Below are 21,536 nucleotides of genomic sequence, written 5' to 3' on the forward strand. Positions count from 1 at the left end.
TAAAGAATTACCCCCGGTATACTTTTATAGGGGGTAATTCTTTATTTATGCACTTATAATGAAGTTATAGTCAATATTTTGAAGAAGAAAGTAGGATATACAATGAAATTTGTATTAGCTTGTGATATTGGTGGTACCGATTTAAAAATGGGGAAATTTTCTCTTTGCGGTGATCTTGTTGAATCCGTAAAAATACCTCTAGCCAATAGGAAAGGGCAGACTATTCTTACTCAAATTGAAAGCCGAATTGATTCTGATGTAGTAGGGCTAGCTCTAAGCATACCTGGTTTTATTAATCCTAATACAGGTTTTATTGAAATGGGCGGTGCTATTGAAGATTTTAATGGGTTCAATATCTTTGCATATTTTAAAGAACAATTTCCTGATTTGGCAATAAGTGCAGAAAACGATGCGAATTGTGTAGCTCTAGCAGAAAAATGGAAAGGAAGTGCAAAAGAAGAGACTGACTTTCTTTGTCTAACTATTGGAACAGGAATTGGAGGCGCAATTTATTTGAACGACGCTCTTTATAGAGGGAGACGTAACCGATCTGGTGAGTTTGGACATATGTTCAGTGGACACGTTACGAGTGATATTGCAGAAAATCATAAATTTAACAAAACAGCTACGCTGGCAGTCATTCGTGAAAAATATGCAACGTGTATGAACATACCTTTTCAAAATGTCTCAGGTGAACAAATCTTTGAAGCTTACGACCAAGGGGAAGAAGTGGCATCGCTTCTGGTTAGTGACTTATATAGTGGATTGGCAATGAACATCTTAAACTTATATTATGTGTTTGCTCCTCCTACTTTTTATATTGGGGGAGGGATTACTTCAAGAAAAACATTCATAAACGAATTAAAACAGAGAATCTTAGAAATTGATCCAGCATTCTCTGCTGTTATCAGGTCTACTAGTTTTGGAAATCAATCAGGTATGATTGGTGCAGTTTACCATCATATTGCGTCTCAAAAAACGTTGGAGTTAATTTGAAACTAAACATTAGAGCTATAGCTTTTTATAATAAATTTATTATAAAAAGTTAGGACATGTACAGACCATAATTAAGAGATTTTCACCTCGATAAGGTATAGGGAGAGAATTGAGTGGTTTATAAGTCACTATCAACATCTAAAGGTTTAAATAAATAAGCACAGCTGCTTGCTTCAGCTGCGCTTATTTATTTCTTGTTGAGAAACGTTTGTTAGATAGAGTGCAAAATAAAGATGCCCCAGTATTCATGCAGAAAACAGTGGAGTAGATAATGTCTATCTACACATAAAAGAATAATCATTGGTAAAAAGGTTATGTATCTCGAGTATGACTTCTCCGCCTTTATCGTAACATTGTGAGCTGATGCTTTCGATTTGCTTGCTATTAAAATAACTAGCGCAATTTACTAATACGGAGATGACAAGTAATAAGGTTAGAATAATGAGTAGTATGTCTTTAAATCTTATTTGAAAAGTTGATTGCAATTTCATGCTCCTCTCTAATTGATAAAACTCCACCATTCGTTATTCTACAGACAGCGTATTATTCCATATGACTAGTGAATCGATTTTGTATTCATTTGAGTTTGGTTATTCACTTCCAATTCGTTCACTCCTTAAATAGTTTAGGTTTGAGCACACCATAAAAGGTAATAAAATCCTTTTAATCTATAATATTGATAATTTTAAAATAATTTCAGATGTTTTAGAGAACAATTACAATACAAAAAAGGTAGTGCATGTTGCATTACCTTTTTTTGTACGTTCATTTTTTATATCTATGTAACATCGAATGGATCATGATTAAGAAAAAAACGGGCATGTGGCATAATATTCTGCGCAAATCTTATCTTTCCATGTTAGATTCAACTAACTTCTGCTTCCATGTAACGAAATCCAAAAAACGTGTAATATGTGACACGGTAATTTTTAATTGATTTTTGTTTCACACTATTCCACTGATGTCCATTCGGCTTTGCTTGGTAACTTTGCACCATAAACTTATCCAGTGGTTCAAGTGACCACTTTCGGAAATTTTCTTCGAGTTCTTCTACTTTCTTTTTTTCTTCTGATGAACCTAAAGGGCTTGCTTCATTGGCTGTTATCCTTGGTATGCCAATAGCTACAATAATAATAACCCCAACAAGAATGCTCCAACTCAAAATCCGCTTTTTCATATTGGATATTTCTCCCTTTCTATTTTATTGCTTTATAGACAACTGGTGAGGAAAGTTTAATCAATGTAGATGGCTCTCCAAAAGCCATAGATTCATCAATAAATGTTTCAAGAGATTGAACGGAATTAGTTAAAACTTTTACTAGATAGTTGTATTGACCCGCCAAACGATGACATTCGATAACCTCAGGGTGTTCTTTACAATGTTCTACGAATTGCTTGCATTTTGTATTGCTGTATAAAATAAAAGCAGTTACAGGTTTGTTGAAATTTTCAGGGTTAATTATTGCTCTATATCCATCTATTATGTTTTTTTCTTCAAGTTTTTTTACTCTTTCATTAACAGCAGGGGTAGATAAACCAACCAGCTTTCCCAGCTGTGTAAAAGACAAACGAGCATTTTCTTGTAGATGTAGTAATATATTTTGATCAATTTCATCCATAAAACATACCCCGCTTCAAATTATAAATTAAAATAATGAATTTTCCGTCAAAATTAAAGCTATTAATCAATAATACAATAAAATAGATATGTGAAAATAGAAATTTATACAATACAATTTAATTATATCAAAAGGAGGGATTTAATGGCTTTAGAAATGAGAAATACATGCGAAAAGTGCAATAAGAAACTCCATAATAGCTCTGTCGCTTATATCTGTACTCATGAATGTACATTCTGTGATAAATGTAGTGAAAGTGCGATGTATATTTGTCCTAACTGTGAAGGGGAACTAGTCAAGAGACCAAGGGGGCAAGAAAATCCGCTAAGTTGCTCATTAAATTTCTCATAAATTTAGACACAATACTGTATAGATAGTGCAGTCAGAACAGCTACAATCAATGGAATGGATGTGACATTAGTGGGTGATGGACATTCAACAACGGACAGTAATGGTTTAAGTGCTGAACAAATCATAAAGCATTATAAGGAAACTTTACATGGTCATTACAACGTTGAAAACTTTTCGATTGTCAGAAATGCAGAGGAAGACTTGTTTCATCCCACACATTATTCATAAAGGAATAGTACACAACTAGAATAAAGCTCTAAAAGTGTTTAATGGACGCTTTTTAGAGCTTTATTTCTGCATTATGTCTCAATCTAAGCAGGAAAGCCTCCTGTTGGCGGTGGCCATGCTCCGTTTAACCTTCTCATTATAACAATTTCACCTAGATGATAGCTGTTGTGAGAAGCAATGTTACGCAGTAATCCCCCTGGGGTTTCACTTGGCCAAGCATCCAGAGGTTCTTCGATTGCTAATGTCTCAGCTAAGTGACAGGCTTCGTCAATTCCATCACAAAAATGCTGGATCGTCTTTTTCCATTCTTCCTCATCAGATGGAGCTGGATGTTCGGGCCAGCTTTCACTCACACTTTTCGGTCTCTCAGGGTTTTCTCCTTTAGCAAGAGCAAGTAAAAAGTCTTGCCAATAGCTCATATGCTTCACTAATTGATAAATAGAGTAAGGTAATTCCTTTTGTTTATGTGAAGCAAGTTCCATATTAATATCGGTTATTGCATTAATTGTTGGAAGATGACCTCTTTCACCTCGCAGTGATTTGATAAGTGCATCGCGAAATGCGGTATTCGTTTGTGTCATGTTTTTTCAGACCTTTCTTTTTCAAAGTATTAAGCTTGTAACAGTCTAACACAAATCAGTTTAAGATATGTACTTCTGTGATTAACGATTTACTATAACAATGCAACGAAAATAAATAGTATCAATCACAATTTTTTGTTTGTAAATCACCTTTATATGACGAAATATGGTTTAATATAAAATATATAGAAAGCGGAAGTGGCACAATACTTCCTTATTATAAGAAGGTATTAGAACAATAAAATAGTAAAAAGTAAGTTTATGAATAAAGGAGCTTTGATCTATGTCTAAAATTTCTCTAGCAGAGGCTGTGAAATTGAAAAGTGTATTATCAAAACGAATACATGAATTAGAAGAAGAGATGGACCGAGTTGCATTTGTAGAGATTGAAAAAGGGGAGAAGATTCCTCCTCAAGCTCGATCACTATCTCATGTTGAACAGGATTTAGAGGACATTCGAAAGGATTTGCGTCTACTTGATAAATTAATGTATCAAGCCAATATCCAAAATAATATTACTTATAATGAACACAAACTAACAATTGTAGAAGCAATTGAATATGCCACTCAATTACGTGCTAAAGCAAGAAAATACAAAGAGTTTGGTTCATCATCTAAAGAAGAATATCCTTACTATGGAGAAGGGGTATCCATTATTAAAGTGGCTACATTTGATCCTGAAGAATATCGTCTAAGAGGTCTAGAGGTTGAAAAGAAAGCAAATAGATTATCGAATTTAATTAACGCTAAAAACTATCAAATAGAGTTAGAGTTTGATGGAGATAAATATTTTTAATCCTTGAAGAGGTGAGACTCCCTTCAAGGCATAGAAGGAGAATGTTTAGTGTACTCAAAGTACTATTGTGATGGCAAGTGATAAAACCAATAATCCAATGACCCATTACACTGTTACAACTTACCAATAACCAACTATAGCAATGGACGGTCGATGACCAATACCTCCTTGTTTTTAACTCCTTCTATGGTGCCCTTACTTATAAGTTAAGTAAGGGCCTTATTTATCTTATTTCTATTAGAAAGCTTTCAGTATGATAACACCTGTAATAATAAGAGTAACCGAGATAATTTTTCTTTTGTTTTTTGATTCCTTAAATATATAAACACCTAACAGCGTTGTACTAGCAATCGTCAGCCCTGCCCATATAGCAAAGATGATTCCCATTTCAAAATAGTGTGTCGTTAGAGAAATAAAATAAATACAAGCAATGAAGAGTAGAAATGCGCCTATCGTGGGAACAGTTTGTCTAAAGCCTTTAGATAGTTTTACACACATTTGGCCTGCAATGCCTAAAACTAAGCCAATCGTTAAAAATACGTATCCCATTACGCTGTCCTTCTTTCTTTAGAGCGCCCTTTAATGTTAAGAGAAACTGCACCAATTATAATAAGAGAAACTCCTAAGATTTTAGATAAGGAAATAGTTTCATCAAAAAAAATAATACCTGTGACCACAACAAGTACGGTTGCTCCTCCTGCATACAAAGCACTTGCTACTCCTACTTCACCTTTGGCGTTAAGGAGCATATAAGCAGCAATTGAAGAACAATAAAATAGTATGGCAAAAACAGTCGGAACAAAGTTTGTGAATCCATTTGTAAGATTAAGAAAAGATACTGCGATTACCTCCAAGATGATGGCAAGAACCAATAGTAAATAAAACAATCAGATCTCCTCCTTTCAGTCACCTCATTTTAAGAACTTTATGTAATTGCTACTAAATAGTTGCAGTCGCACTCGGATGTCATTATTTTATCTAGAGGTTGATATCTTGTAAAATAATGATAAATGATTATAGATATCACTATTGTTAATACCTAAATGAATGAATGTAAGTCGAACGGAGGATGTTTATGGAAGTAGAAGATATACGCATATTTATGGCTGTAGCAGAGTACGGCAGTGTAAGCCTTGCCGCTGATAAGCTAGGTTATGTCCAACCAAATGTAACAGCACGTATTCGATCTCTTGAACGGAAAATTGGACACCCCTTGTTTCATCGTCACAGACGTGGAATGACATTAAATGTAGAAGGTAGAAAACTTCTAACGTATGGAGAACAAATGATGAGGCTAATGGATGAAATAGAGAAAGCGTTTCAAAATGAGCGTAACCTTGTCGGATCATTATGTATTGGATTAGTTGAAACGGTAGTAGGGTTTCCTGAAATCATTTCTTCCTATCATAATAAGCACAAAAATGTGGATATTTCTCTAGTATCAGGAGTAAGTACACAATTAATAGAGAAAGTTCTTAAGTTCCAGCTAGACGGGGCATTTGTAGCAGAACCAGTAAATGTGTCAATGCTTGATCAAATTCCGGCTTTTGATGAAGAAATTGTACTTGTATGCAGTGCAAATCAAAAAGGTACTCAACAGCTTCAGTCTGCTAGAGAGTTACTACACTTACCATTCATCTTATTTAATGAAGGCTGCCAATATAGAGAAAGGCTACAGCAATGGTTAAAAGAAGAACAGATCGTATCCCCGAAAATTATGGAATTCGCTACACTCGAAACGATTATGGGAGCAGTGATTTCGGGCCTTGGTGTGACACTTATAGGCCGGTCATTAGCGGAGAGATATGAGAGAGAAGGGGTAGTACAACTCTTTTCAATACCTGAGCCTTACAGAGACCTCAGGATTGTATATGTTCGTCGTTCTGACTCCTATCTAGGCGTAACTGAGCGTGAATTTATAAAGACAATCAGCGAAGTAAGAGAAAGGAAAAATCAGAAATAATCAGACTGTTTTTCGTAAAGATCTTTTTTATTTAGCCTATGTTTAGGATGAATATACCAAGTGTTAATTTGAGCAGTAAAAGTGAGCTTTTTAATATCTAAAGAGGATTACGCTGCTTAACTTTTTATATGGTATACATCTAAGACACGTGTAAAGGAGCAGCTGCAGTGAAGATAGAGGACAAAAAATTTGCGGAACGAGTACTGAAGCACTTACTTATTAGCAGTCAAATAGATGGCGTGAAATTTGGGCTTAACAGCTCTGTAACTCTATTGTATTTTACTAACTATAATAAAAAAGATGATAGTGATTTTGTATTGAATATCGAAACAACTTGGACTGTATATCCTGAAGCCCGCGATACATACCCATCATCAGAAGATGAAGTGCCTTTCCATACAGAAGAGCAATGTTTTAAGCATATTTGGGATATCAGGAGACAAAAAGTAGTAAACGTGCAGCTGGATGCCGTATCGCCTCATCTTATCATTTCTCTAGAATCGGGAAGAGTATTATTTGTGAACGGTCATGATCCTAACTATGAATGCTGGCAATTAGGAGACCCTTTTGCAGGAAGTGATTGGCTTTTAGTTGCAACTCCGGGTGATGACATAGCTGTTTGGTGTCCTGAGGAGTTTGAATAAGCGTTATGTTAACTATTCTTGCATGTTGTATACAGAAAAATTACTAAGGGAAATGTTAAAATAAAATATGGAGGAAAATGCATGAATACGATCTTAGAGAGCTTTTATGACTTAAAGGAAATACTGAGTTCTTTTAATACCCTTCATGAAAAGTACAATTGGCTGTTGACTGATTTAGATGGATCTTTTCCAGATAAGTACCTTGATTACTTTACTGATTACAGAATTTACAACAATGGAACGAGCGGCAATACATATTGGATTACAGGGGAAAATCTAACGAAGCTTGCTAATAAAGAGGACATCTATTTTATATGGGGAGTTTTTTCTGCCTTTAATAAGAAAGAAACTATAAATTTAGATATACTTAAAGAAGAGCCTTATGCTGATGGTAATCCGGGTTTTTGGATTGAAACACCAACAATTCAGCACCCTAAAGCAATTATAGAATTAGTTTTTTGGGACTCATCTTTAATTTTACTTTTGAGCAAGGACGAAGAAATATCTAGGAATTTTAGAAACAAGTTTGCAAAATGGAAAGACCTAGACAAGTATAATAACGAATAGCTTCATGACGTACATGTACTATCGGAGGATTAACTAACTAGAGGTAGGAGGGGAAAGTTGATGATTGATAATAGGCTACGAAAGATAAAGAATCATGAAATCGATGATTCTTTATCTGAACTTACTGATACGGAAGTTTTATTAAATTTTCAGCGTGCCATTACCAGCTTATATCCCCATCTAATACGCATACATGCTCATGCTGTTCATTTTAATCTGGTTGAGGTAGATGTAGTATGTGCTCAGTCTAATAAACGTATTGGTATTGACGGGTGTACTACATTTTTTATTCATAAAGACGATGTAGAATTTGAATTTGTCGCTGAGACTTTTAACCAGAAGTTGCAAAAATAAAAAGTAATGCAGCAAACCTGTGGTGTGGTGCATTACTTTTTTGCACTTTCATTCTTTCCATATCTATTCCAAATAATATTTAGTACAATCAAAACTAAAAATACGGACAAAGTGTAATACCCTGGCCAACTTTTATCTCTCCAAATCAGATTGAAGACTGTACTGGATAATATTAGTATAGTTAGAACCCAAAAATAATTTCTTTTTAACTGTCTCATTAATATCTCCTTCAAAGTAGTGCTCAACATTACTTCCTTATTTATCCATGATAACATACTTTAATTAGCTATCTATTTATAAACTAGAAATGTTTTATATACCTCTTATAACATTTGTCTTCTAAAAATCATACACTTTTACAGACGTATTTGGTAGACTAATAGGAAATAAATAGAAAAAACTTATCGGAAATAATTTTTTATACGAAATTATTTAAAGAAAGGAGATTTTTTATTGTCTAAATATATAAGTATTTTCTTCTTGAACCTTTTTATAGGGATTATACTATATTTCGTATTAGCTTCTCTTTTAATGACTGGTGATAATGCGGCAGAGGAGGCCATTAATACCTTTGGATTCATCATCATTATATTTCTTTCGTTTTTAATTGCACAAATGTATTACTTAATACATTTAGTAAAGAAAAAATAATAGGTACAATTACAAAATAAATTAAAAACACTTATTGATACAATATGTTTCCTAATTCCGTTCTTATAAACTGACTAAGAAAATACCTGATAACAAGGATCCTTTAGCAGAAGGTTAGTCTAAATCTCCATGTTCATATTTTTTCTCTATTTCTATTTTGATAAACTTAACTCATTTGTTTTAAAAGTATTTATATGATTTAAAGCCTGTACAATTACATACTAAAAAGAATTATCCAATATAAATAAAACATAATAACAATTGAAAGCGATAGAATTGCGTTGTACAAGGATTTAAGCTTCACAAATTTACCACAACCACAAGGCATGGGTCGTTTAAGACAGGGGAGAATAGAATAATGAAAAAATTAATTGGTGTAACTATTATGGCTGTTTCGTTGTTAATGAGCGGAGCCTGTTCAAACCAAGGAAGCTCAGATGTAGAAAAAAATAAAAAAGTGTCAAAAGAATATCAGCAAGATAATCAGAAAAAACCTTTTAAAATTACTAATGTTAAAGTAAAAGTAGTTAATGACAAAGGTTTGGTAGGATCTACAATAATAGAAAAAAACGGAAAAGAGAAAGAAATTGTGCCTCTTGCTCTTTACTACGATATGAGAATTAAGCATTATAGTGATAAAAGCCTGATTAATTTTGATAAAGACGATTTAGATTTTAAAATTTTACCCGATAAAGAGTTAATAAAGGCCTCTAAGGACGCTGTAGGGGTTAATATTTTTGATGACAAGAAAGGTCTTGATGGATTAGGAAGAGGATCAGGATATGGGGATTTTGATAGGAATAGAAATGGGAAAATAAATGTAAGTTATGAATTAGGATTCACCACTAAGTCCGGAGGGCTGCCAGTGGCTCCTAATAAAGAAAAAATAAAAATGCTTAAAGAAAATGCTTTAAAAGGTGTTTTAGTAGTCATTAAAAATAAAGAAGAAATAGGTCGCTATAACCTTAATGCCATAAACAAAATAGATTAATACATTCTAATTGTTTAGTTGCTTACAAAGAAAGCTTTAGCTGCAAATAAAAGGAGAAAAGCATGAGAAAAGCAACTATATCAAAATTAGACAAATTAGTGGGCTTAAATTTAAGATGCGCGGGGAGAGCCTCAAATTTGTTTTGGCTAGGATTTGGAGAAAAGATTTTAGTAACCAGAAGGGGTAAAACGGAAGAGGTAGCTGAATACGCTTTACATATTCAATGTTCTTGGCGTATTGCCAAAGGTAATAAAATTGTAGTAGCCTCACGGGATTTCTATTCTCCAAGAACAGGATTGGAGGATGAAAATGAGGACTTTGAATGGGATGTCCAAGGAAATAATCGATTCGATGAACGAATTGAATCTTTTATAGAAGGTATAAACGAACACACGATTGTTGAAAGAGTTGACTCGGATGAAGTAGGAGGGCTAAAGATCTTTTTATCTCAAGGTTATTTAGTGGAGGTATTTCCGGATACTTCAGAAGACGATGAGTATAGTGAGTTCTGGAGACTTTTCAATCGAAAGGAAGCCAGCCCTCACTTTGTTGTCACAGGAAATGGTATTAAAAACGAGTAATCCTATAATTAAAAAAAAGAAAAAAGCACAAACCCGTTGAAACCAAACGTTTTTGTGCTTTTTCTTATTTTAGAGTTACATATAATCATAAGCGGAATCATCAAAATAGAGCCAGTGATAATATTCAACCTGCGGATCTGTCATTTTTAAAACTTCTTCTTCATTGAATTTTTTATACTCAACTAATTTCTGTACTTTAGAATTTCTTTCCACTTGGCTCATTTTAAATCCTCCTTATAGTTTGAAAAGTAACAATGTATTTAAATTCAGAAAGCGTTTTCTTTTTTCTTATTTTTATTATATATCTCAATATGAGATTAAAACAATATCAATTATAGATGATTTTTCAAAAAACAATATAGAAATGGTATTATGGCGTCGGATTGGAATAATAAGGATTCTTCAATCGAAATTAAATAATAGGTCATTGCCAAGGGCCAGGCTAAAAATTTTTTGTTAGTATCGTTGCTTAATCCCTAAAAAACATCATGATAGCTAGTTCTATAAATTAGAAACAAAGCTAGCTGTGTTAAGCTAGCTTTATATTTTTTATGCTGTTTTGCAGAGCGGTTAATTTTCAACTGTCGTTCACTTTGTTATAAAAACTCTTTAACAATTTCATCATGTTACGCCCCGAAGTTTTTGACAATTGATGATGATCTTCATCATCACGCGTACTCAGGTACCAGCTTCCCTTGTCATCTTCATTTAATCTATATACCTTATTAGTTCTACTATCTGTATAAAAGTTTCCATCCTTCAGTCTCAAAAAATCCCCCCTCTACCACGTATCTATCCTGTATTATGCCCAAGATATCAATTTTATGAAAATTTAATATATGCAAAAACAGCAGATTTATTAATACGCTTATTATTTTGAATGTAATCTACAGAGGTGCAAAAAAGGATAAGTGCTATGAGTGAGAGAATATCCAGTGATGGATAAATAGTAAATAGAAGAATATCGAATGAATTACTGACAATTTTAAAAAGTCATTATGTAAAAAACATGAAGTATAATGATCGATGAATAAGTTTTGATATAAAAATCTTTTTAAGAAAAAACAGACTCTGAAAATAGAGTCTGTTTTTTCTTATGTTTTTTTATGCTTTATTTACGTTTGTCGCTTGTGGTCCGCGTTGTCCCTGTTCGATATCAAAAGTCACTTCTTGACCTTCATCCAAGGATTTAAAGCCTTCACCTTGAATAGCTGAGAAGTGAACAAATACATCTTCTCCACCTTCACGCTCGATAAATCCAAAACCTTTGTCAGCATTAAACCATTTCACTTTACCGTGTTCCATTTTTTGTTGCCTCCTAGAATATAGAAAATAAACCAGATTATCATTAAATCTAGCTTATTTATTATATTATCCCAATAGAGACATCTTAAACTTAAATTAATGTGATCTTTCTAACTTTCTTTATCATTATTCACTTCACTAAAAAGGTGGTTAGGGTATGACGATCTACATCATAATGAGGTTCTCATGCAAAAACTTCAAAATATTTATAAGTGATCTTTTAAACATGGAAATGATAGAAGTCGAAAATTAGCCAATGCCCATGCAATCGTTATAGGCATTGTATTCATAAATATATTCATAAATATGAACTAAATTAGATGAGAGAGCACACGTGGACCGGTCTGTCCAAAAGAAAGGGGAGTTCACTCAAAATTTTTAAAAAATAGTGGTGTAAAAATAGATTCTGTTAGATAGGAATCTATATGTCATTTTCATATAAATACAACCTTCGCACTAGCATCCGTAAACTTGTTTACAAATAAAAAATGACGCCGTTGGAGGCGCCATTTTTTATAGAATAGAGAAGGACACACCCTATGCACGGGCGGTACTCTAAACACATCGTCTTGATTTGATAATACCCAGTGTTTAAATTTAATAAACCTTTGGTTATAACGCTTTATGCAGAATATCTAGGTGAACCTGTTTAGTGAGCATAAGGTTTCTTAGAGTCATCAAGCAAAAGAGCCCTTACAGGTACAGTGTTTTATGAAGAAATTTCAAATAATACTGGATATTGTTAAAATTATTTATTAAATTTCTTTGGAAACTGCTTCACAACTCCCGCAGATATAGTATCTGCCATTAAGATAATATGTGATACTCCTTCATCAATTGCAACGATTCTTGCTTCCCAATCTTTTTCTAAGCTTGCAGATAAATCATTTGTCACTAATTTTAGATGCATATACAGTAATTTTTTCAAATCTTCATTTTTTAAATAAGGGTTAGCCTGGCTAAGGAACGCTGCTATATCATCAGCATTTCGATACCATTCTTTGTTTAATTGATTCACCAAGGCTTTCTTGCCCGTTTTAGCCGCATCTACAATCTTGCCAGCAATCACAATATGTTCCTTAAGCAAAGCCGTAAGTTTGTTCCCAGCTTTCTCCCCGTATATCGGCTTCACAGCATTCCCGATATCTTCCTGATTTTTTAATAACCTTGCTAACACCTGTTTTTGGTCTTCAGATGCTGCTGTTGTTGCACTTGTAATATAATTACTTGTCCACAATACATGATCCATCCAAAGTCTTCTGAATTCATTTTCAAACGTTACCTGAGGTTGACTAACACGATGTTCTTGTGCTTCAGCACGAGCACTACTTGGTTCAACCAGCATATTTAGCGAAAATAACAACATAACTCCCATCCATAATAATCTTTTCATAAAAGCCGCTCCTTCCAATTTATACGAGTATTCGGCTTATTATTTGTATATGGGATTTTTTACATTCCTTAAAATGTTACTTTCTAATAATAATTCTTTCTAGACTATTGTCACGCTGCCAACCAGCTCACACGGATGAAAGGTTGAATCATCCAGTTATTTATATATTATCTAAAAAATGTATTTAACATAAGGACCTAATGGTAACACTATAAACAATAGTTAGTGAGTATGATTTCATTCCATATATTTACGATTTCGGTTAGTTAAAAATAGAAAAAACGAGATAAGAATTAATGAGCTATTTCTTTCACATAAGCTTGTCAGAATACTATCTAAAGAGAGGTCGAACAATATGAAAGTGACGGACACACTTGTTCAATGTTTAGAAAATGAGGGAGTTCAATATATTTTCGGAATACCTGGTAAAGAGACATTGGATTTTATTGATTCTTTATCCAACTCTAAACAGATTCAATTCGTGAATGTGCGGCATGAGCAAGGAGCCGCTTTTATGGCAGATGTATACGGAAGGTTAACAAACAAAGTAGGAGTATGTTTATCAACATTAGGACCTGGAGCTACTAATTTATTGACAGGTATATCTAGTGCAAAGCTAGACCATTCCCCTGTTGTAGCATTAACGGGACAGGCTGCTTTGGGGAGACAGCATAAAGAGTCACATCAATATATGGACATTATTAAAATGGTAGAACCAGCAACGAAGTGGCGTGTTCAAATAAAAGATGCACAAACGCTTCCTGAGATTATTCGAAAAGCATTTAAAGTTGCACAAATGGAAAAGCCAGGGCCTGTAGTAGTAGAATTGCCAGAAGACTTAGCAACTCAAATCGTTCCCATTAAACCTATTTCACCTACATCTATACCCGTAAGCATACCTATCATGGAGTCCATTCAGGCTGCCAATACTCTTATTAAGCAGTATAAGAGACCTTTTGTTATTATCGGTAACGGCGTTGTTAGACAGGAAGCCGTGGATGAGCTTCAACTATTTATTGAACGCCTTCAATCACCGGTTACCCATAGTTATATGGCTAAAGGTGTATTGTCTAAAAATCATCCACAAAATTTCTTTACGTTTGGATTTAATGAGAAAGATGAAGTGTTAGCAGGCTTAAAGGAAGCTGATCTACTTATTGTAATTGGGTTTGATTTCGTCGAGAAGTTACCCAAAAAATGGAACACGGAAAAAACACCAATTTTACACATAGATACTTTGCCGGCAGAAATAGATGAATATTATCCTGTAAAAGTGGAATTGGTTGGAGATATAAAGCAGACTTTACGAGTATTCAATCAGCTGGATATACCTTCTAAACCCTGGATACCCTCTGGCAATCTCCAGAAACAAATTAAGCAATCCTATCATATTGAAAAGAAAGAGATAGATACCAAGTTACTGCCTTTGACAATCGAGAATATCTTGCATAGCATTGACAAGCTCTCTTCAGAGGAAACAATTGTGATTTCAGATGTGGGAGCTCATAAAGTATCTATAGCTCGAACTTACCAACCCAAAAACGCTAACAAGTTCATTATATCAAATGGTCTAGCTTCCATGGGTATTGCTTTACCAGGCTCAATTGGGGCTAAACTAGCCTGTCCTAATGATCCAGTTATTTGTATTACTGGAGATGGAGGAGCTTTAATGAATTTTGCAGAAGTAGAGACGGCAAAGCGCTTAGGGCTTTCGTTCATCATTATTGTTTTAAACGACTCCACATTAAAAATAGAGCAGGAAATGATGAACAAAAAGTTTGGTAAGAGCTATGGAGTAACTTTTACAAACCCAGATTTTGTTCAACTGGCAACCAGCTTTGGAATTAAAGGAGAACATGCAAATAGTTTAGTTGAATTTGAAAATATAATGAAAAGAGCCTTAAAAAATTCAGATGAGATTGTCCTAATTGACGTTCTTCTAAAAAGCTAATTGCGATTTCTCCATTATTTTAAAAGAAAATAAATGTTTTTAATTTTTTTAAATAAGCTAAGCTGAGCTCAACCCAAATCCAACTATAAAGGAAAGTAAATACAAAAATTAAACCAGTAGTAGAAAGAGAAAAATTATTGGAAATCACAGGACCTAGTACTGGGAATTTGAAACCGTACAATAAAGTAATAATCCCAACAGTTAATAGGGTGGCCCCACTTATAATAATGTACAATCTCTTTTTAAAAAAGTAAAAAGCAGTTCCTATGCCCACTCCCAATATTCCTGTTGTAAAAGGAAAAATAATAAGTTCACTTGGCTGGATAATCAGAAGAAGCAGATTTGTTAGTATATAGGTAAGAAACCCTAGAGGGAGCGAAAGTATAAAACAAAAAAGAATGGGTGCAGTAGATAATGGACTAATGAAAACTCCTATTCCCGGTAAGAAACCTCCTGCTGATTGAAAAAGGGCTGCTAAGCTGGCGAAAAGAGCGCCCGATACAAGCTGCTTAGTTTTAGATAGTCTATTAAAAAGAAGCCGCGTAGATTTTACTTCATTTGAAAGAGATTTTAAAAAGTACATGAATTTCACCTCTGTTAACTGTTTTTACATTATAAGGGAGTAAAGGTCGATTTAGACCACTGCCCGATATATCAACTCTTACATGTAATATATAAAGAAATTAAGAGGGAGCACTAATAAGTCGCATTTATTTTTACAGAAATAGGTCGTATCCGTTAAGATAAATTTCTTTATCTTTTTAAAGGTATGTACTGTAGCCCATAAAATGAATCTTTTATGGGCTTTATTGATTAAAGGCTTTCTTATTTTCTAGAAAGTTCATTTGCTCATTCCTATAAAATAGCTGCTGAAAAAATTAAGCTACAATTTTTGGGAGAAAATCAATGTCCAGTCGAATTTTATAAATGTAAATCATGGAACAATTTCAAAAACAGTACCTTGATTAAAGTCAGACACTTTCATAGAGCCATAAACTCCTAAATAAAGCCTGGTTTGATTCAGGTTCGTTCCCAAACTAACGTAGTAAGCTGATTGAGAACCAAAATTATAATCAATTTCCACAACACTAAAATCATTTAGCTTACAATCTGTACTTGCCTTGGTATAAGCTAAAACTCCTCTAACTGGAGATTGAGATTCTTTAACCTGGGCAATATCGGTAAACATAACGCTTCCTGTTAAGCTAGGGATTTTACTTCCCATATATGGCTGAACTCCAGTAAGGGAGGTTCCTCCAAATTTATTGGGACGGGGATCTTTATGAAAATAACTAGTTAAAGGCTGAAGACGTCTCGCTGAAGTTTTTACTGCTTCATCGTAATAAGCAATTATTTTCTCATCCAAGGCCGGATTTTCAGAACACCTCCTTATAAACGAAGTAGGGAAAGTTCCTTCCCATCCCCGCCAGCCAAGGTTAATAAACCCTTCTTGGCTGAGTTTAGCTCTCATTAAAGAAGCCTGAATAAGTTGAGGAACAGGTATTGGTTTATAATGAACGAATGAAAAAATCGACTCTACCACATCCTGTCCAACATTTCCCACATATTTGATGTACTGATTATAAAATCTTTGAAATGAAATGCCCGTTATATTGCGAACTCCTTTGGCAATGAGCGTAAGGGTTTCCTGAATAGGTGAAGGAAGTTCATTAAAACGTGTGACTGCGGGTGGATTATGGATGAATGTATTTTTACTTACATCAATTTCAATTATTTTTCCGAAAATCTCCATATCATCCTGACTTAAATTAAAGGGGTCATATCCTGATCCGCCATCTCCGATTGTTAAGATAAGTTTTCCAGTTTCAGGTGAAAAGCTTAAGCTGTTGACACCATTATGATTAAAAAATGGTCTTCTTAAGTTAAGTAACGTCCGTCTTTTTTGAGGTTGCCCATTTTCCTGGAAAATCCATTCTTCCACTGTATCAATATGATCATATTTAGTTTCTCTATTTATCCACTTTCGGTTTGAAGTTTTAGGATCACATGGGTTAGGCTTAAAATGTTCAGAAAGTGCACCTGGTCCTTGTGTTCCAGCTACTGAGTAATGAAGATAAAACAGACCGTTATAATAAAATTCTGGATGAAACGCTAGCCCCAGCAATCCTCGTTCATCATATCCCCCACGAGAAACACCTGGTTCAGACGTACCCAATTTTATGATTTGTGAGCCAATATCTAAAAAAGTCCGTATAGCGCCGTCTCTTATGTAAAAGATCTCTCCTACTTGGGTTGCAATAAATAAGCTTTCAAGTGAGTCACCGGGAAGTATAGCTGTTTTCAAAACGGTAGGTAAATTTATCTTACTAATAATAGGCCGTAAACTAACCTTAGCTTTTATCAACTAACTTGACACTCCTTTTTAATGTTTTCTCTTATAAGAATATGATTGAAACTGTTCTATTAGTATCAATACTATTTTATAAAGTGCTGCAATTTAATTGAGAGACCTAATCGAGAAGCTTCTTTCATAAAACTTATTTATTCCTGATTAAGTCTGCAATTTTCTTCTCTTAGCACTCACGATTCTCTCAACTTTCCTAACTATTTGTACTTTCCGGAAATTGTGACTAAGGAAACATAATACTTAATTCACAAAAAATATTGATATTATTTTATAAATTGGAAAAGAATATGGCTTAGGAAAGGAGTGATTGCAAATGTCTATGAAAAAGTGGTTAACGGGATGGGTCATTTTGTTTGCGATGGTTATCGGTGTGATAACTTCAGGGGCACTCGGCGTTTTGGCCGAATCGGACGTGGTAAGACAGAAAGCCATGGAGGTTCAATTGAACGATGATTACTTTAATCCAGAAACCATCACTATCCCAAGTGGAAAAACGATAACATTGATATTGAAAAATAAAGGTCAGAAAGAGCATACCTTCACAGTAGAAAAACTCGGAATTGACGCTGAAGTCCAGCCTGGAAAAGAAAAAACCATTACCGTGAAACCACAAAATCCCGGTACATATGAACTGATATGTAGGTACCATTTTAATAGTGGAATGGTAGGGAAAGTGATAGTCAAATAACAAGCAGGGCCCATCGGTCTCTGCTTTTTGAAGTGAATATAGCATACTTTCTTAGTTAACATAATGGATTTTAAAGGTACAAATAAATCATTCACAAGTTCAAAAAAGTAATAAATATTAATTTGAAATATATACTAAGTGAAGAAAAGGCACAGAAAAGTATAGAATAAAAACAGCATTTATATCCACATTATTAAAAAACGTATCCTTAATGCGCAATGGGCTTTGTTTAATTAAAAGGAGGAATTTTATATGAGTGATAATCAATCAAATGATTTCGAACAGGTATCAGAGGAATTAGCTGATCTTGAGAAAGAGTTTGTAACAAAGCCTGCTAAGCCTTCTGATCCTTATCCGCATAAGTATTATACTGGAGACACTTCTATGGTTTCTAATGCTGTGCCAGGAAACGAATAATAAAAGTTTTTTTATTATTTCAAATCCAAAGTAATCGCTTTCATTTTTTGCTTTCCCGAGATCATTTGATAGGTTATAATAAATATCTACAAAAATATTAAATGATATGTAAGTAGCAAGCAATTACACCCTTAATATTTAACTAAACAGAAAAACTCCCTTAAGGCCTTAAGGGAGTTTTTCTGTTTTTATGTATACTATATAAGGGTAATTTCACCATAATAATAGGGCGAACTCACTTTTCAATTCTAACTAATGTTTTTTCCGGCATGTCAATATCGTCAATGTCAAAGTAATGGATGTTTAACGTTAATTTCCTCTTTTGCTCTTCAGCTTCTTCTCCTACCCAACAACTATACAATTCAAAAAAGTCTCCTGACTTAAGATAGCGGTCCATCAATTTGCATAGTGCAATTAGTTTCTCTTTTGATTCTTTGCGCCTGCTCTTATTCATATATTCTGTAATTTCAATTCCCCAGTCACTTGCAACTTCATAAACATAGAGGGTAGTAAATTGGTGTTTCTTTATGTTTAATCGATTTCTTTCATCTGAAAAGCAACTCCCAATAGTAACTAAATCATCTATTTCCTTATTAATAGGTAATTCTACGTTCGAACCTATATAAGTAGCTAAACTCATTCGTATTCACTCCGTTCCTCATCTAAATAACCCATTAAGTTTTGTGGAACTAACCTAGGTTGTTAACATTCTAAGAAATACATCCTGTTATCAAAAAGGTTTTTTACTAAACTTTATTACAAATACTCGAGTTTTATTCAAGGTTTACTATTATTCTACTTAATATATGAGTAGGCTGCGAAATGTTTATATACCTGTAAATGGGGGATTTACCATATAAGAACATTGATACTTAATTGGAAGGAGAATGAAAAATGAACAATAATACTGAAACCGTTGAAAATAAAGTAGAGGATAAACTAAATGAAATGAGTCAAGAGAAGAAAGACAACATCCTTTCTAGTTTTAACGAATTTAAAAGTTACTTAGGAGATAAAGTCACAAAAGGTGAGAAACTAGGGTTAAATGATAATCAATTAGCTCTAGCAGCTAAAAAAATAGCTGACTATCTCGCAACCCATGAGGAGCCACAAAATGAAGAGCAATACTTGTTACATGAGTTATGGAAAGTTGGAAACGAGGAAGAACAACATCATCTTGCTCATATGCTTGTTAAATTAGTCAAAGAATAATCTAAAAAGAATAATCTAAATCGATTATAGATTGCTTTTTTTCATTATTTGTTAGTGGTTCAAGTGTATAATCAACATAGCAAAGAGCCACTTGCGTAAAACAAGTGGCTCTTTATAATGGTTATGTGTCAGGTAATATCGTTGCAGAAGTAAGAATAAGCCGAAATCGAAATATGTTATCTGCAACCCCTTTTATTGACAACTTAATAAAATTGTATAACTACAGAAAAGAAACAAAGATCGGTTATTTTCTTCACTCTTTATTCATTTTCTTTAGAATCTTCCTGATAATGCTCATTTAAGTATGGGTTCTCTGTCGTAGCAAAATTAACGGATTGAAGGCTAGTTTCAGGATCCGTTCCATAACAGCCTTTTAGTTCCGCATTTTCTATCTCGCCACTTCTGAGTTGTGGTTCTTTTTTCTCTTTCATGCTGCACCTCTTTTTATTTTTAGTATGTCCCTGCGATGCATCAATTAAAAGATAAAGCTATATTTCCTCAACAATAATAGATTTTAGGAATTCCCTACTTCAAGCTTGCTAAGTGGGGGGAGTTCAATGAAAACAGCAATACGAATCCAACGGATTCGTATTTTTCGGTGACACTTAAAATACGTCCCAAGCAATAGAAAGAAGAGGTTTTGAACGTTTATAATTCGGTTAAACATGAAGTAACAAATTATTTTTATTTATTCTGTATATTTAAATTATTCGTTCGTAATGGTACAATAAAATGATGGAAAGAGGATATGATGCTTCTTTCTTAATAAAGGATGAAGAAATATGGATATTAAGGCTCAGCAAACAAAATTGGCGAATAACTTGGGCAAATTGTTACGAGATAACTTTGGAAAAGGCCCCGAGGCTGTTCATGTTACGATTTATGAACCTTATGTTGTTATTTATGTCAGTGGCTTTGTATCGCCGATGGAACAAGTACTGTTAAACCAGAATGAAGAACTTCAGGTTATGACTACAAGAGAGCTTTTAGTAAAGACTCTTGAACCTCAAATCACTGGGCAAATCAAAGGGATTACTGACCTTGACATCCAGCACTTATATTATGATTGGAATTTAGATCATCACTCCGGAATTTTTGTGGGAGTTTGTCTGGACGATTTGAAAGCCGATTTGACTGAGGGTGACCCTTACCCAGGAAAACAAGCCATTCATGATCGGATTATAAAGATGAGTGAAATTGCACAAAAAGGGCCTGAGAAAATCTCTTCATATAAATTAAGTGATCGTACATTGGTCATCGTAAGAGAAGGAATACTGGTGGCTATTGAAAAGCAGCTAATTTCGTTGGGTTTTGACGACACCTTACGCATCTCTAAACGCCCTTTGGAAAAAGGAATCTTACGACAAAACGATGACTATGATGAAATATTAAATGCAGACATTCTTGATATTTTTGTGGATTGGGATTTTGAAAAGGATAATAGTATTATTACGCTTATCCTAAAACCCAAAAATTAATGAGGCAGTAATGAGTTGGACACATTGTGCCAAACATAAGCCGAGGAAGAAAAGCTCATACCTTTTCTTTTTCGGCTTATTTTTGTTGTCTAAAAAGAGGAAGTCCTTTTGTAACGGAATAATTCCCTAAAATAACATCTGAAAATAGGATGTGCTAACAGAAAGGATTTGATCGGTATGGCTGATAATCATGAGATTGTATTGTTTATAAAAGAGCTTCGTCGATTGTTGCAGGATTACCAAAAGTATGACAATGAATTATACAAAGAAGAAATTAGCAAGGATATAATACTTTTAAGTACCATTATCTATGGAAGTAAAATTGGAATTTCAAATAAAAGAAGAATCTTTAAACACAGAAAATACAAAGGTAAACAGAAACCAATCTATTAAAGATATACT

27 protein-coding genes and 1 pseudogene are annotated in these 21,536 nt (G+C 33.9%); 16 read left to right on the forward strand and 12 right to left on the reverse strand.

The window, feature by feature from the left end:
• The first annotated feature begins 102 nt into the window (after nucleotides 1-102).
• Nucleotides 103-996, forward strand: a complete 894-nt coding sequence (locus U9R83_RS08450) for an ROK family protein (RefSeq protein ID WP_328575193.1) — start codon at nucleotides 103-105, stop codon at nucleotides 994-996.
• An 865-nt stretch (nucleotides 997-1,861) separates the two neighbouring features.
• On the opposite strand, the gene U9R83_RS08455 is transcribed toward U9R83_RS08450, so the two are convergent.
• Entirely contained in the window at nucleotides 1,862-2,173 is a 312-nt protein-coding gene (locus U9R83_RS08455; protein WP_014460683.1) for a hypothetical protein, read from the reverse strand.
• Between the two features lie 19 nt (nucleotides 2,174-2,192).
• Nucleotides 2,193-2,615 (reverse strand): Lrp/AsnC family transcriptional regulator, encoded by a 423-nt coding sequence (locus tag U9R83_RS08460; protein ID WP_014460682.1) that lies wholly within the window; start codon nucleotides 2,613-2,615, stop codon nucleotides 2,193-2,195.
• Between the two features lie 144 nt (nucleotides 2,616-2,759).
• Here U9R83_RS08460 and U9R83_RS08465 point away from each other — a divergent pair, with 144 nt between their 5' ends.
• On the forward strand, nucleotides 2,760-2,966 hold the full coding sequence (locus tag U9R83_RS08465; protein ID WP_014460681.1) for a DUF1272 domain-containing protein: 207 nt from the start codon (nucleotides 2,760-2,762) through the stop codon (nucleotides 2,964-2,966).
• A 6-nt stretch (nucleotides 2,967-2,972) separates the two neighbouring features.
• A pseudogene (locus U9R83_RS08470) lies at nucleotides 2,973-3,194 on the forward strand (cysteine hydrolase); the annotation flags it as partial.
• A gap of 83 nt (nucleotides 3,195-3,277) precedes the next feature.
• On the opposite strand, the gene U9R83_RS08475 reads toward U9R83_RS08470, so the two are convergent.
• Entirely contained in the window at nucleotides 3,278-3,775 is a 498-nt protein-coding gene (locus tag U9R83_RS08475) for a DinB family protein (RefSeq protein ID WP_014460679.1), read from the reverse strand.
• Nucleotides 3,776-4,058: 283 nt separating this feature from the next.
• On the opposite strand from U9R83_RS08475, the gene U9R83_RS08480 reads away from it, so the two are divergent.
• The gene (locus U9R83_RS08480) at nucleotides 4,059-4,571 is read left to right on the forward strand and encodes a DIP1984 family protein (RefSeq protein WP_014460677.1); all 513 of its coding nucleotides are present in this window, start codon (nucleotides 4,059-4,061) and stop codon (nucleotides 4,569-4,571) included.
• A 237-nt stretch (nucleotides 4,572-4,808) separates the two neighbouring features.
• Here the strand turns inward: U9R83_RS08480 and U9R83_RS08485 are convergent, their stop codons facing one another.
• On the reverse strand, nucleotides 4,809-5,120 hold the full coding sequence (locus U9R83_RS08485) for a DMT family transporter (RefSeq protein ID WP_140450612.1): 312 nt from the start codon (nucleotides 5,118-5,120) through the stop codon (nucleotides 4,809-4,811).
• A complete protein-coding gene (locus U9R83_RS08490) occupies nucleotides 5,120-5,458 on the reverse strand; it encodes a DMT family transporter (RefSeq protein WP_014460675.1) in 339 nt (112 codons plus the stop codon). Before U9R83_RS08490 ends, U9R83_RS08485 begins: the two co-directional genes overlap by 1 nt.
• Before the next feature lie 188 nt (nucleotides 5,459-5,646).
• On the opposite strand from U9R83_RS08490, the gene U9R83_RS08495 reads away from it, so the two are divergent.
• The 6 genes from U9R83_RS08495 (at nucleotide 5,647) to U9R83_RS08520 (ending at nucleotide 10,322) form a co-directional block, all read left to right on the forward strand.
• Nucleotides 5,647-6,534 (forward strand): LysR family transcriptional regulator, encoded by an 888-nt coding sequence (locus U9R83_RS08495; RefSeq protein ID WP_328575194.1) that lies wholly within the window; start codon nucleotides 5,647-5,649, stop codon nucleotides 6,532-6,534.
• A 167-nt stretch (nucleotides 6,535-6,701) separates the two neighbouring features.
• On the forward strand, nucleotides 6,702-7,178 hold the full coding sequence (locus U9R83_RS08500; RefSeq protein ID WP_014460673.1) for a hypothetical protein: 477 nt from the start codon (nucleotides 6,702-6,704) through the stop codon (nucleotides 7,176-7,178).
• An 81-nt stretch (nucleotides 7,179-7,259) separates the two neighbouring features.
• Nucleotides 7,260-7,745, forward strand: a complete 486-nt coding sequence (locus U9R83_RS08505; RefSeq protein WP_243549070.1) for a hypothetical protein — start codon at nucleotides 7,260-7,262, stop codon at nucleotides 7,743-7,745.
• Nucleotides 7,746-7,805: 60 nt separating this feature from the next.
• Nucleotides 7,806-8,099: a hypothetical protein gene (locus U9R83_RS08510; protein ID WP_182421187.1), complete on the forward strand. Its 294-nt coding sequence runs from the start codon at nucleotides 7,806-7,808 to the stop codon at nucleotides 8,097-8,099.
• A gap of 1,009 nt (nucleotides 8,100-9,108) precedes the next feature.
• The gene (locus U9R83_RS08515) at nucleotides 9,109-9,741 is read left to right on the forward strand and encodes a hypothetical protein (RefSeq protein ID WP_243549072.1); all 633 of its coding nucleotides are present in this window, start codon (nucleotides 9,109-9,111) and stop codon (nucleotides 9,739-9,741) included.
• 62 nt (nucleotides 9,742-9,803) lie between these two features.
• The gene (locus U9R83_RS08520; RefSeq protein ID WP_243549074.1) at nucleotides 9,804-10,322 is read left to right on the forward strand and encodes a hypothetical protein; all 519 of its coding nucleotides are present in this window, start codon (nucleotides 9,804-9,806) and stop codon (nucleotides 10,320-10,322) included.
• 75 nt (nucleotides 10,323-10,397) lie between these two features.
• Here the strand turns inward: U9R83_RS08520 and U9R83_RS08525 are convergent, their stop codons facing one another.
• The 3 genes from U9R83_RS08525 to U9R83_RS08535 all read right to left on the reverse strand — a co-directional run bounded on the left by U9R83_RS08525 (nucleotide 10,398) and on the right by U9R83_RS08535 (nucleotide 13,020).
• Nucleotides 10,398-10,544 (reverse strand): BH0509 family protein, encoded by a 147-nt coding sequence (locus U9R83_RS08525; RefSeq protein ID WP_014460666.1) that lies wholly within the window; start codon nucleotides 10,542-10,544, stop codon nucleotides 10,398-10,400.
• Nucleotides 10,545-11,426: 882 nt separating this feature from the next.
• Complete coding sequence (locus U9R83_RS08530) at nucleotides 11,427-11,627, reverse strand: cold-shock protein (RefSeq protein ID WP_013056409.1); 201 nt, start codon at nucleotides 11,625-11,627, stop codon at nucleotides 11,427-11,429.
• A gap of 748 nt (nucleotides 11,628-12,375) precedes the next feature.
• Nucleotides 12,376-13,020: a glycosyltransferase gene (locus U9R83_RS08535; protein ID WP_328575195.1), complete on the reverse strand. Its 645-nt coding sequence runs from the start codon at nucleotides 13,018-13,020 to the stop codon at nucleotides 12,376-12,378.
• Nucleotides 13,021-13,375: 355 nt separating this feature from the next.
• Between U9R83_RS08535 and U9R83_RS08540 the strand changes: the two genes are divergently transcribed.
• A complete protein-coding gene (locus U9R83_RS08540) occupies nucleotides 13,376-14,971 on the forward strand; it encodes an acetolactate synthase large subunit (RefSeq protein WP_209368791.1) in 1,596 nt (531 codons plus the stop codon).
• A 19-nt stretch (nucleotides 14,972-14,990) separates the two neighbouring features.
• Here the strand turns inward: U9R83_RS08540 and U9R83_RS08545 are convergent, their stop codons facing one another.
• Together U9R83_RS08545 and U9R83_RS08550 are read right to left on the reverse strand one after the other, a co-directional pair.
• The gene (locus U9R83_RS08545; protein ID WP_209368794.1) at nucleotides 14,991-15,554 is read right to left on the reverse strand and encodes a hypothetical protein; all 564 of its coding nucleotides are present in this window, start codon (nucleotides 15,552-15,554) and stop codon (nucleotides 14,991-14,993) included.
• 351 nt (nucleotides 15,555-15,905) lie between these two features.
• Nucleotides 15,906-17,336 (reverse strand): PQQ-dependent sugar dehydrogenase, encoded by a 1,431-nt coding sequence (locus tag U9R83_RS08550; RefSeq protein WP_243549076.1) that lies wholly within the window; start codon nucleotides 17,334-17,336, stop codon nucleotides 15,906-15,908.
• A 316-nt stretch (nucleotides 17,337-17,652) separates the two neighbouring features.
• Here U9R83_RS08550 and U9R83_RS08555 point away from each other — a divergent pair, with 316 nt between their 5' ends.
• Together U9R83_RS08555 and U9R83_RS08560 are read left to right on the forward strand one after the other, a co-directional pair.
• Nucleotides 17,653-18,027 (forward strand): cupredoxin domain-containing protein, encoded by a 375-nt coding sequence (locus U9R83_RS08555; protein ID WP_042992197.1) that lies wholly within the window; start codon nucleotides 17,653-17,655, stop codon nucleotides 18,025-18,027.
• Nucleotides 18,028-18,279: 252 nt separating this feature from the next.
• Nucleotides 18,280-18,444 carry a hypothetical protein gene (locus tag U9R83_RS08560; protein ID WP_243549078.1) on the forward strand — a complete coding sequence of 55 codons (165 nt, stop codon included), beginning with the start codon at nucleotides 18,280-18,282 and terminating at the stop codon, nucleotides 18,442-18,444.
• 235 nt (nucleotides 18,445-18,679) lie between these two features.
• Here U9R83_RS08560 and U9R83_RS08565 read toward each other — a convergent pair whose 3' ends face one another.
• Entirely contained in the window at nucleotides 18,680-19,084 is a 405-nt protein-coding gene (locus tag U9R83_RS08565) for a hypothetical protein (protein ID WP_115653556.1), read from the reverse strand.
• 254 nt (nucleotides 19,085-19,338) lie between these two features.
• On the opposite strand from U9R83_RS08565, the gene U9R83_RS08570 reads away from it, so the two are divergent.
• Complete coding sequence (locus tag U9R83_RS08570; RefSeq protein ID WP_014460657.1) at nucleotides 19,339-19,656, forward strand: DUF3243 domain-containing protein; 318 nt, start codon at nucleotides 19,339-19,341, stop codon at nucleotides 19,654-19,656.
• Nucleotides 19,657-19,916: 260 nt separating this feature from the next.
• On the opposite strand, the gene U9R83_RS08575 is transcribed toward U9R83_RS08570, so the two are convergent.
• On the reverse strand, nucleotides 19,917-20,087 hold the full coding sequence (locus U9R83_RS08575) for a hypothetical protein (protein ID WP_182421103.1): 171 nt from the start codon (nucleotides 20,085-20,087) through the stop codon (nucleotides 19,917-19,919).
• A 351-nt stretch (nucleotides 20,088-20,438) separates the two neighbouring features.
• On the opposite strand from U9R83_RS08575, the gene U9R83_RS08580 reads away from it, so the two are divergent.
• Nucleotides 20,439-21,134, forward strand: a complete 696-nt coding sequence (locus tag U9R83_RS08580) for a Na-translocating system protein MpsC family protein (protein ID WP_014460656.1) — start codon at nucleotides 20,439-20,441, stop codon at nucleotides 21,132-21,134.
• A gap of 177 nt (nucleotides 21,135-21,311) precedes the next feature.
• Nucleotides 21,312-21,527: a hypothetical protein gene (locus tag U9R83_RS08585; RefSeq protein WP_182421102.1), complete on the forward strand. Its 216-nt coding sequence runs from the start codon at nucleotides 21,312-21,314 to the stop codon at nucleotides 21,525-21,527.
• Nucleotides 21,528-21,536: the final 9 nt, after the last annotated feature.

It is taken from the genome of Priestia sp. LL-8 (assembly GCF_036227845.1).
GTDB classification, from domain to species: domain Bacteria; phylum Bacillota; class Bacilli; order Bacillales; family Bacillaceae_H; genus Priestia; species Priestia zanthoxyli.

Bases quoted from the DNA above. Each gene is read 5' to 3' on its own strand.
- U9R83_RS08450 (WP_328575193.1), top strand. From the start codon at position 103: ATGAAATTTGTATTAGCTTGTGATATTGGTGGTACCGATTTAAAAATG.
- U9R83_RS08455 (WP_014460683.1), bottom strand. From the start codon at position 2,173: ATGAAAAAGCGGATTTTGAGTTGGAGCATTCTTGTTGGGGTTATTATT.
- U9R83_RS08460 (WP_014460682.1), bottom strand. From the start codon at position 2,615: ATGGATGAAATTGATCAAAATATATTACTACATCTACAAGAAAATGCT.
- U9R83_RS08465 (WP_014460681.1), top strand. From the start codon at position 2,760: ATGGCTTTAGAAATGAGAAATACATGCGAAAAGTGCAATAAGAAACTC.
- U9R83_RS08475 (WP_014460679.1), bottom strand. From the start codon at position 3,775: ATGACACAAACGAATACCGCATTTCGCGATGCACTTATCAAATCACTG.
- U9R83_RS08480 (WP_014460677.1), top strand. From the start codon at position 4,059: ATGTCTAAAATTTCTCTAGCAGAGGCTGTGAAATTGAAAAGTGTATTA.
- U9R83_RS08485 (WP_140450612.1), bottom strand. From the start codon at position 5,120: ATGGGATACGTATTTTTAACGATTGGCTTAGTTTTAGGCATTGCAGGC.
- U9R83_RS08495 (WP_328575194.1), top strand. From the start codon at position 5,647: ATGGAAGTAGAAGATATACGCATATTTATGGCTGTAGCAGAGTACGGC.
- U9R83_RS08505 (WP_243549070.1), top strand. From the start codon at position 7,260: ATGAATACGATCTTAGAGAGCTTTTATGACTTAAAGGAAATACTGAGT.
- U9R83_RS08510 (WP_182421187.1), top strand. From the start codon at position 7,806: ATGATTGATAATAGGCTACGAAAGATAAAGAATCATGAAATCGATGAT.
- U9R83_RS08515 (WP_243549072.1), top strand. From the start codon at position 9,109: ATGAAAAAATTAATTGGTGTAACTATTATGGCTGTTTCGTTGTTAATG.
- U9R83_RS08520 (WP_243549074.1), top strand. From the start codon at position 9,804: ATGAGAAAAGCAACTATATCAAAATTAGACAAATTAGTGGGCTTAAAT.
- U9R83_RS08525 (WP_014460666.1), bottom strand. From the start codon at position 10,544: ATGAGCCAAGTGGAAAGAAATTCTAAAGTACAGAAATTAGTTGAGTAT.
- U9R83_RS08530 (WP_013056409.1), bottom strand. From the start codon at position 11,627: ATGGAACACGGTAAAGTGAAATGGTTTAATGCTGACAAAGGTTTTGGA.
- U9R83_RS08535 (WP_328575195.1), bottom strand. From the start codon at position 13,020: ATGAAAAGATTATTATGGATGGGAGTTATGTTGTTATTTTCGCTAAAT.
- U9R83_RS08540 (WP_209368791.1), top strand. From the start codon at position 13,376: ATGAAAGTGACGGACACACTTGTTCAATGTTTAGAAAATGAGGGAGTT.
- U9R83_RS08545 (WP_209368794.1), bottom strand. From the start codon at position 15,554: ATGTACTTTTTAAAATCTCTTTCAAATGAAGTAAAATCTACGCGGCTT.
- U9R83_RS08555 (WP_042992197.1), top strand. From the start codon at position 17,653: ATGTCTATGAAAAAGTGGTTAACGGGATGGGTCATTTTGTTTGCGATG.
- U9R83_RS08560 (WP_243549078.1), top strand. From the start codon at position 18,280: ATGAGTGATAATCAATCAAATGATTTCGAACAGGTATCAGAGGAATTA.
- U9R83_RS08565 (WP_115653556.1), bottom strand. From the start codon at position 19,084: ATGAGTTTAGCTACTTATATAGGTTCGAACGTAGAATTACCTATTAAT.
- U9R83_RS08570 (WP_014460657.1), top strand. From the start codon at position 19,339: ATGAACAATAATACTGAAACCGTTGAAAATAAAGTAGAGGATAAACTA.
- U9R83_RS08575 (WP_182421103.1), bottom strand. From the start codon at position 20,087: ATGAAAGAGAAAAAAGAACCACAACTCAGAAGTGGCGAGATAGAAAAT.
- U9R83_RS08580 (WP_014460656.1), top strand. From the start codon at position 20,439: ATGGATATTAAGGCTCAGCAAACAAAATTGGCGAATAACTTGGGCAAA.
- U9R83_RS08585 (WP_182421102.1), top strand. From the start codon at position 21,312: ATGGCTGATAATCATGAGATTGTATTGTTTATAAAAGAGCTTCGTCGA.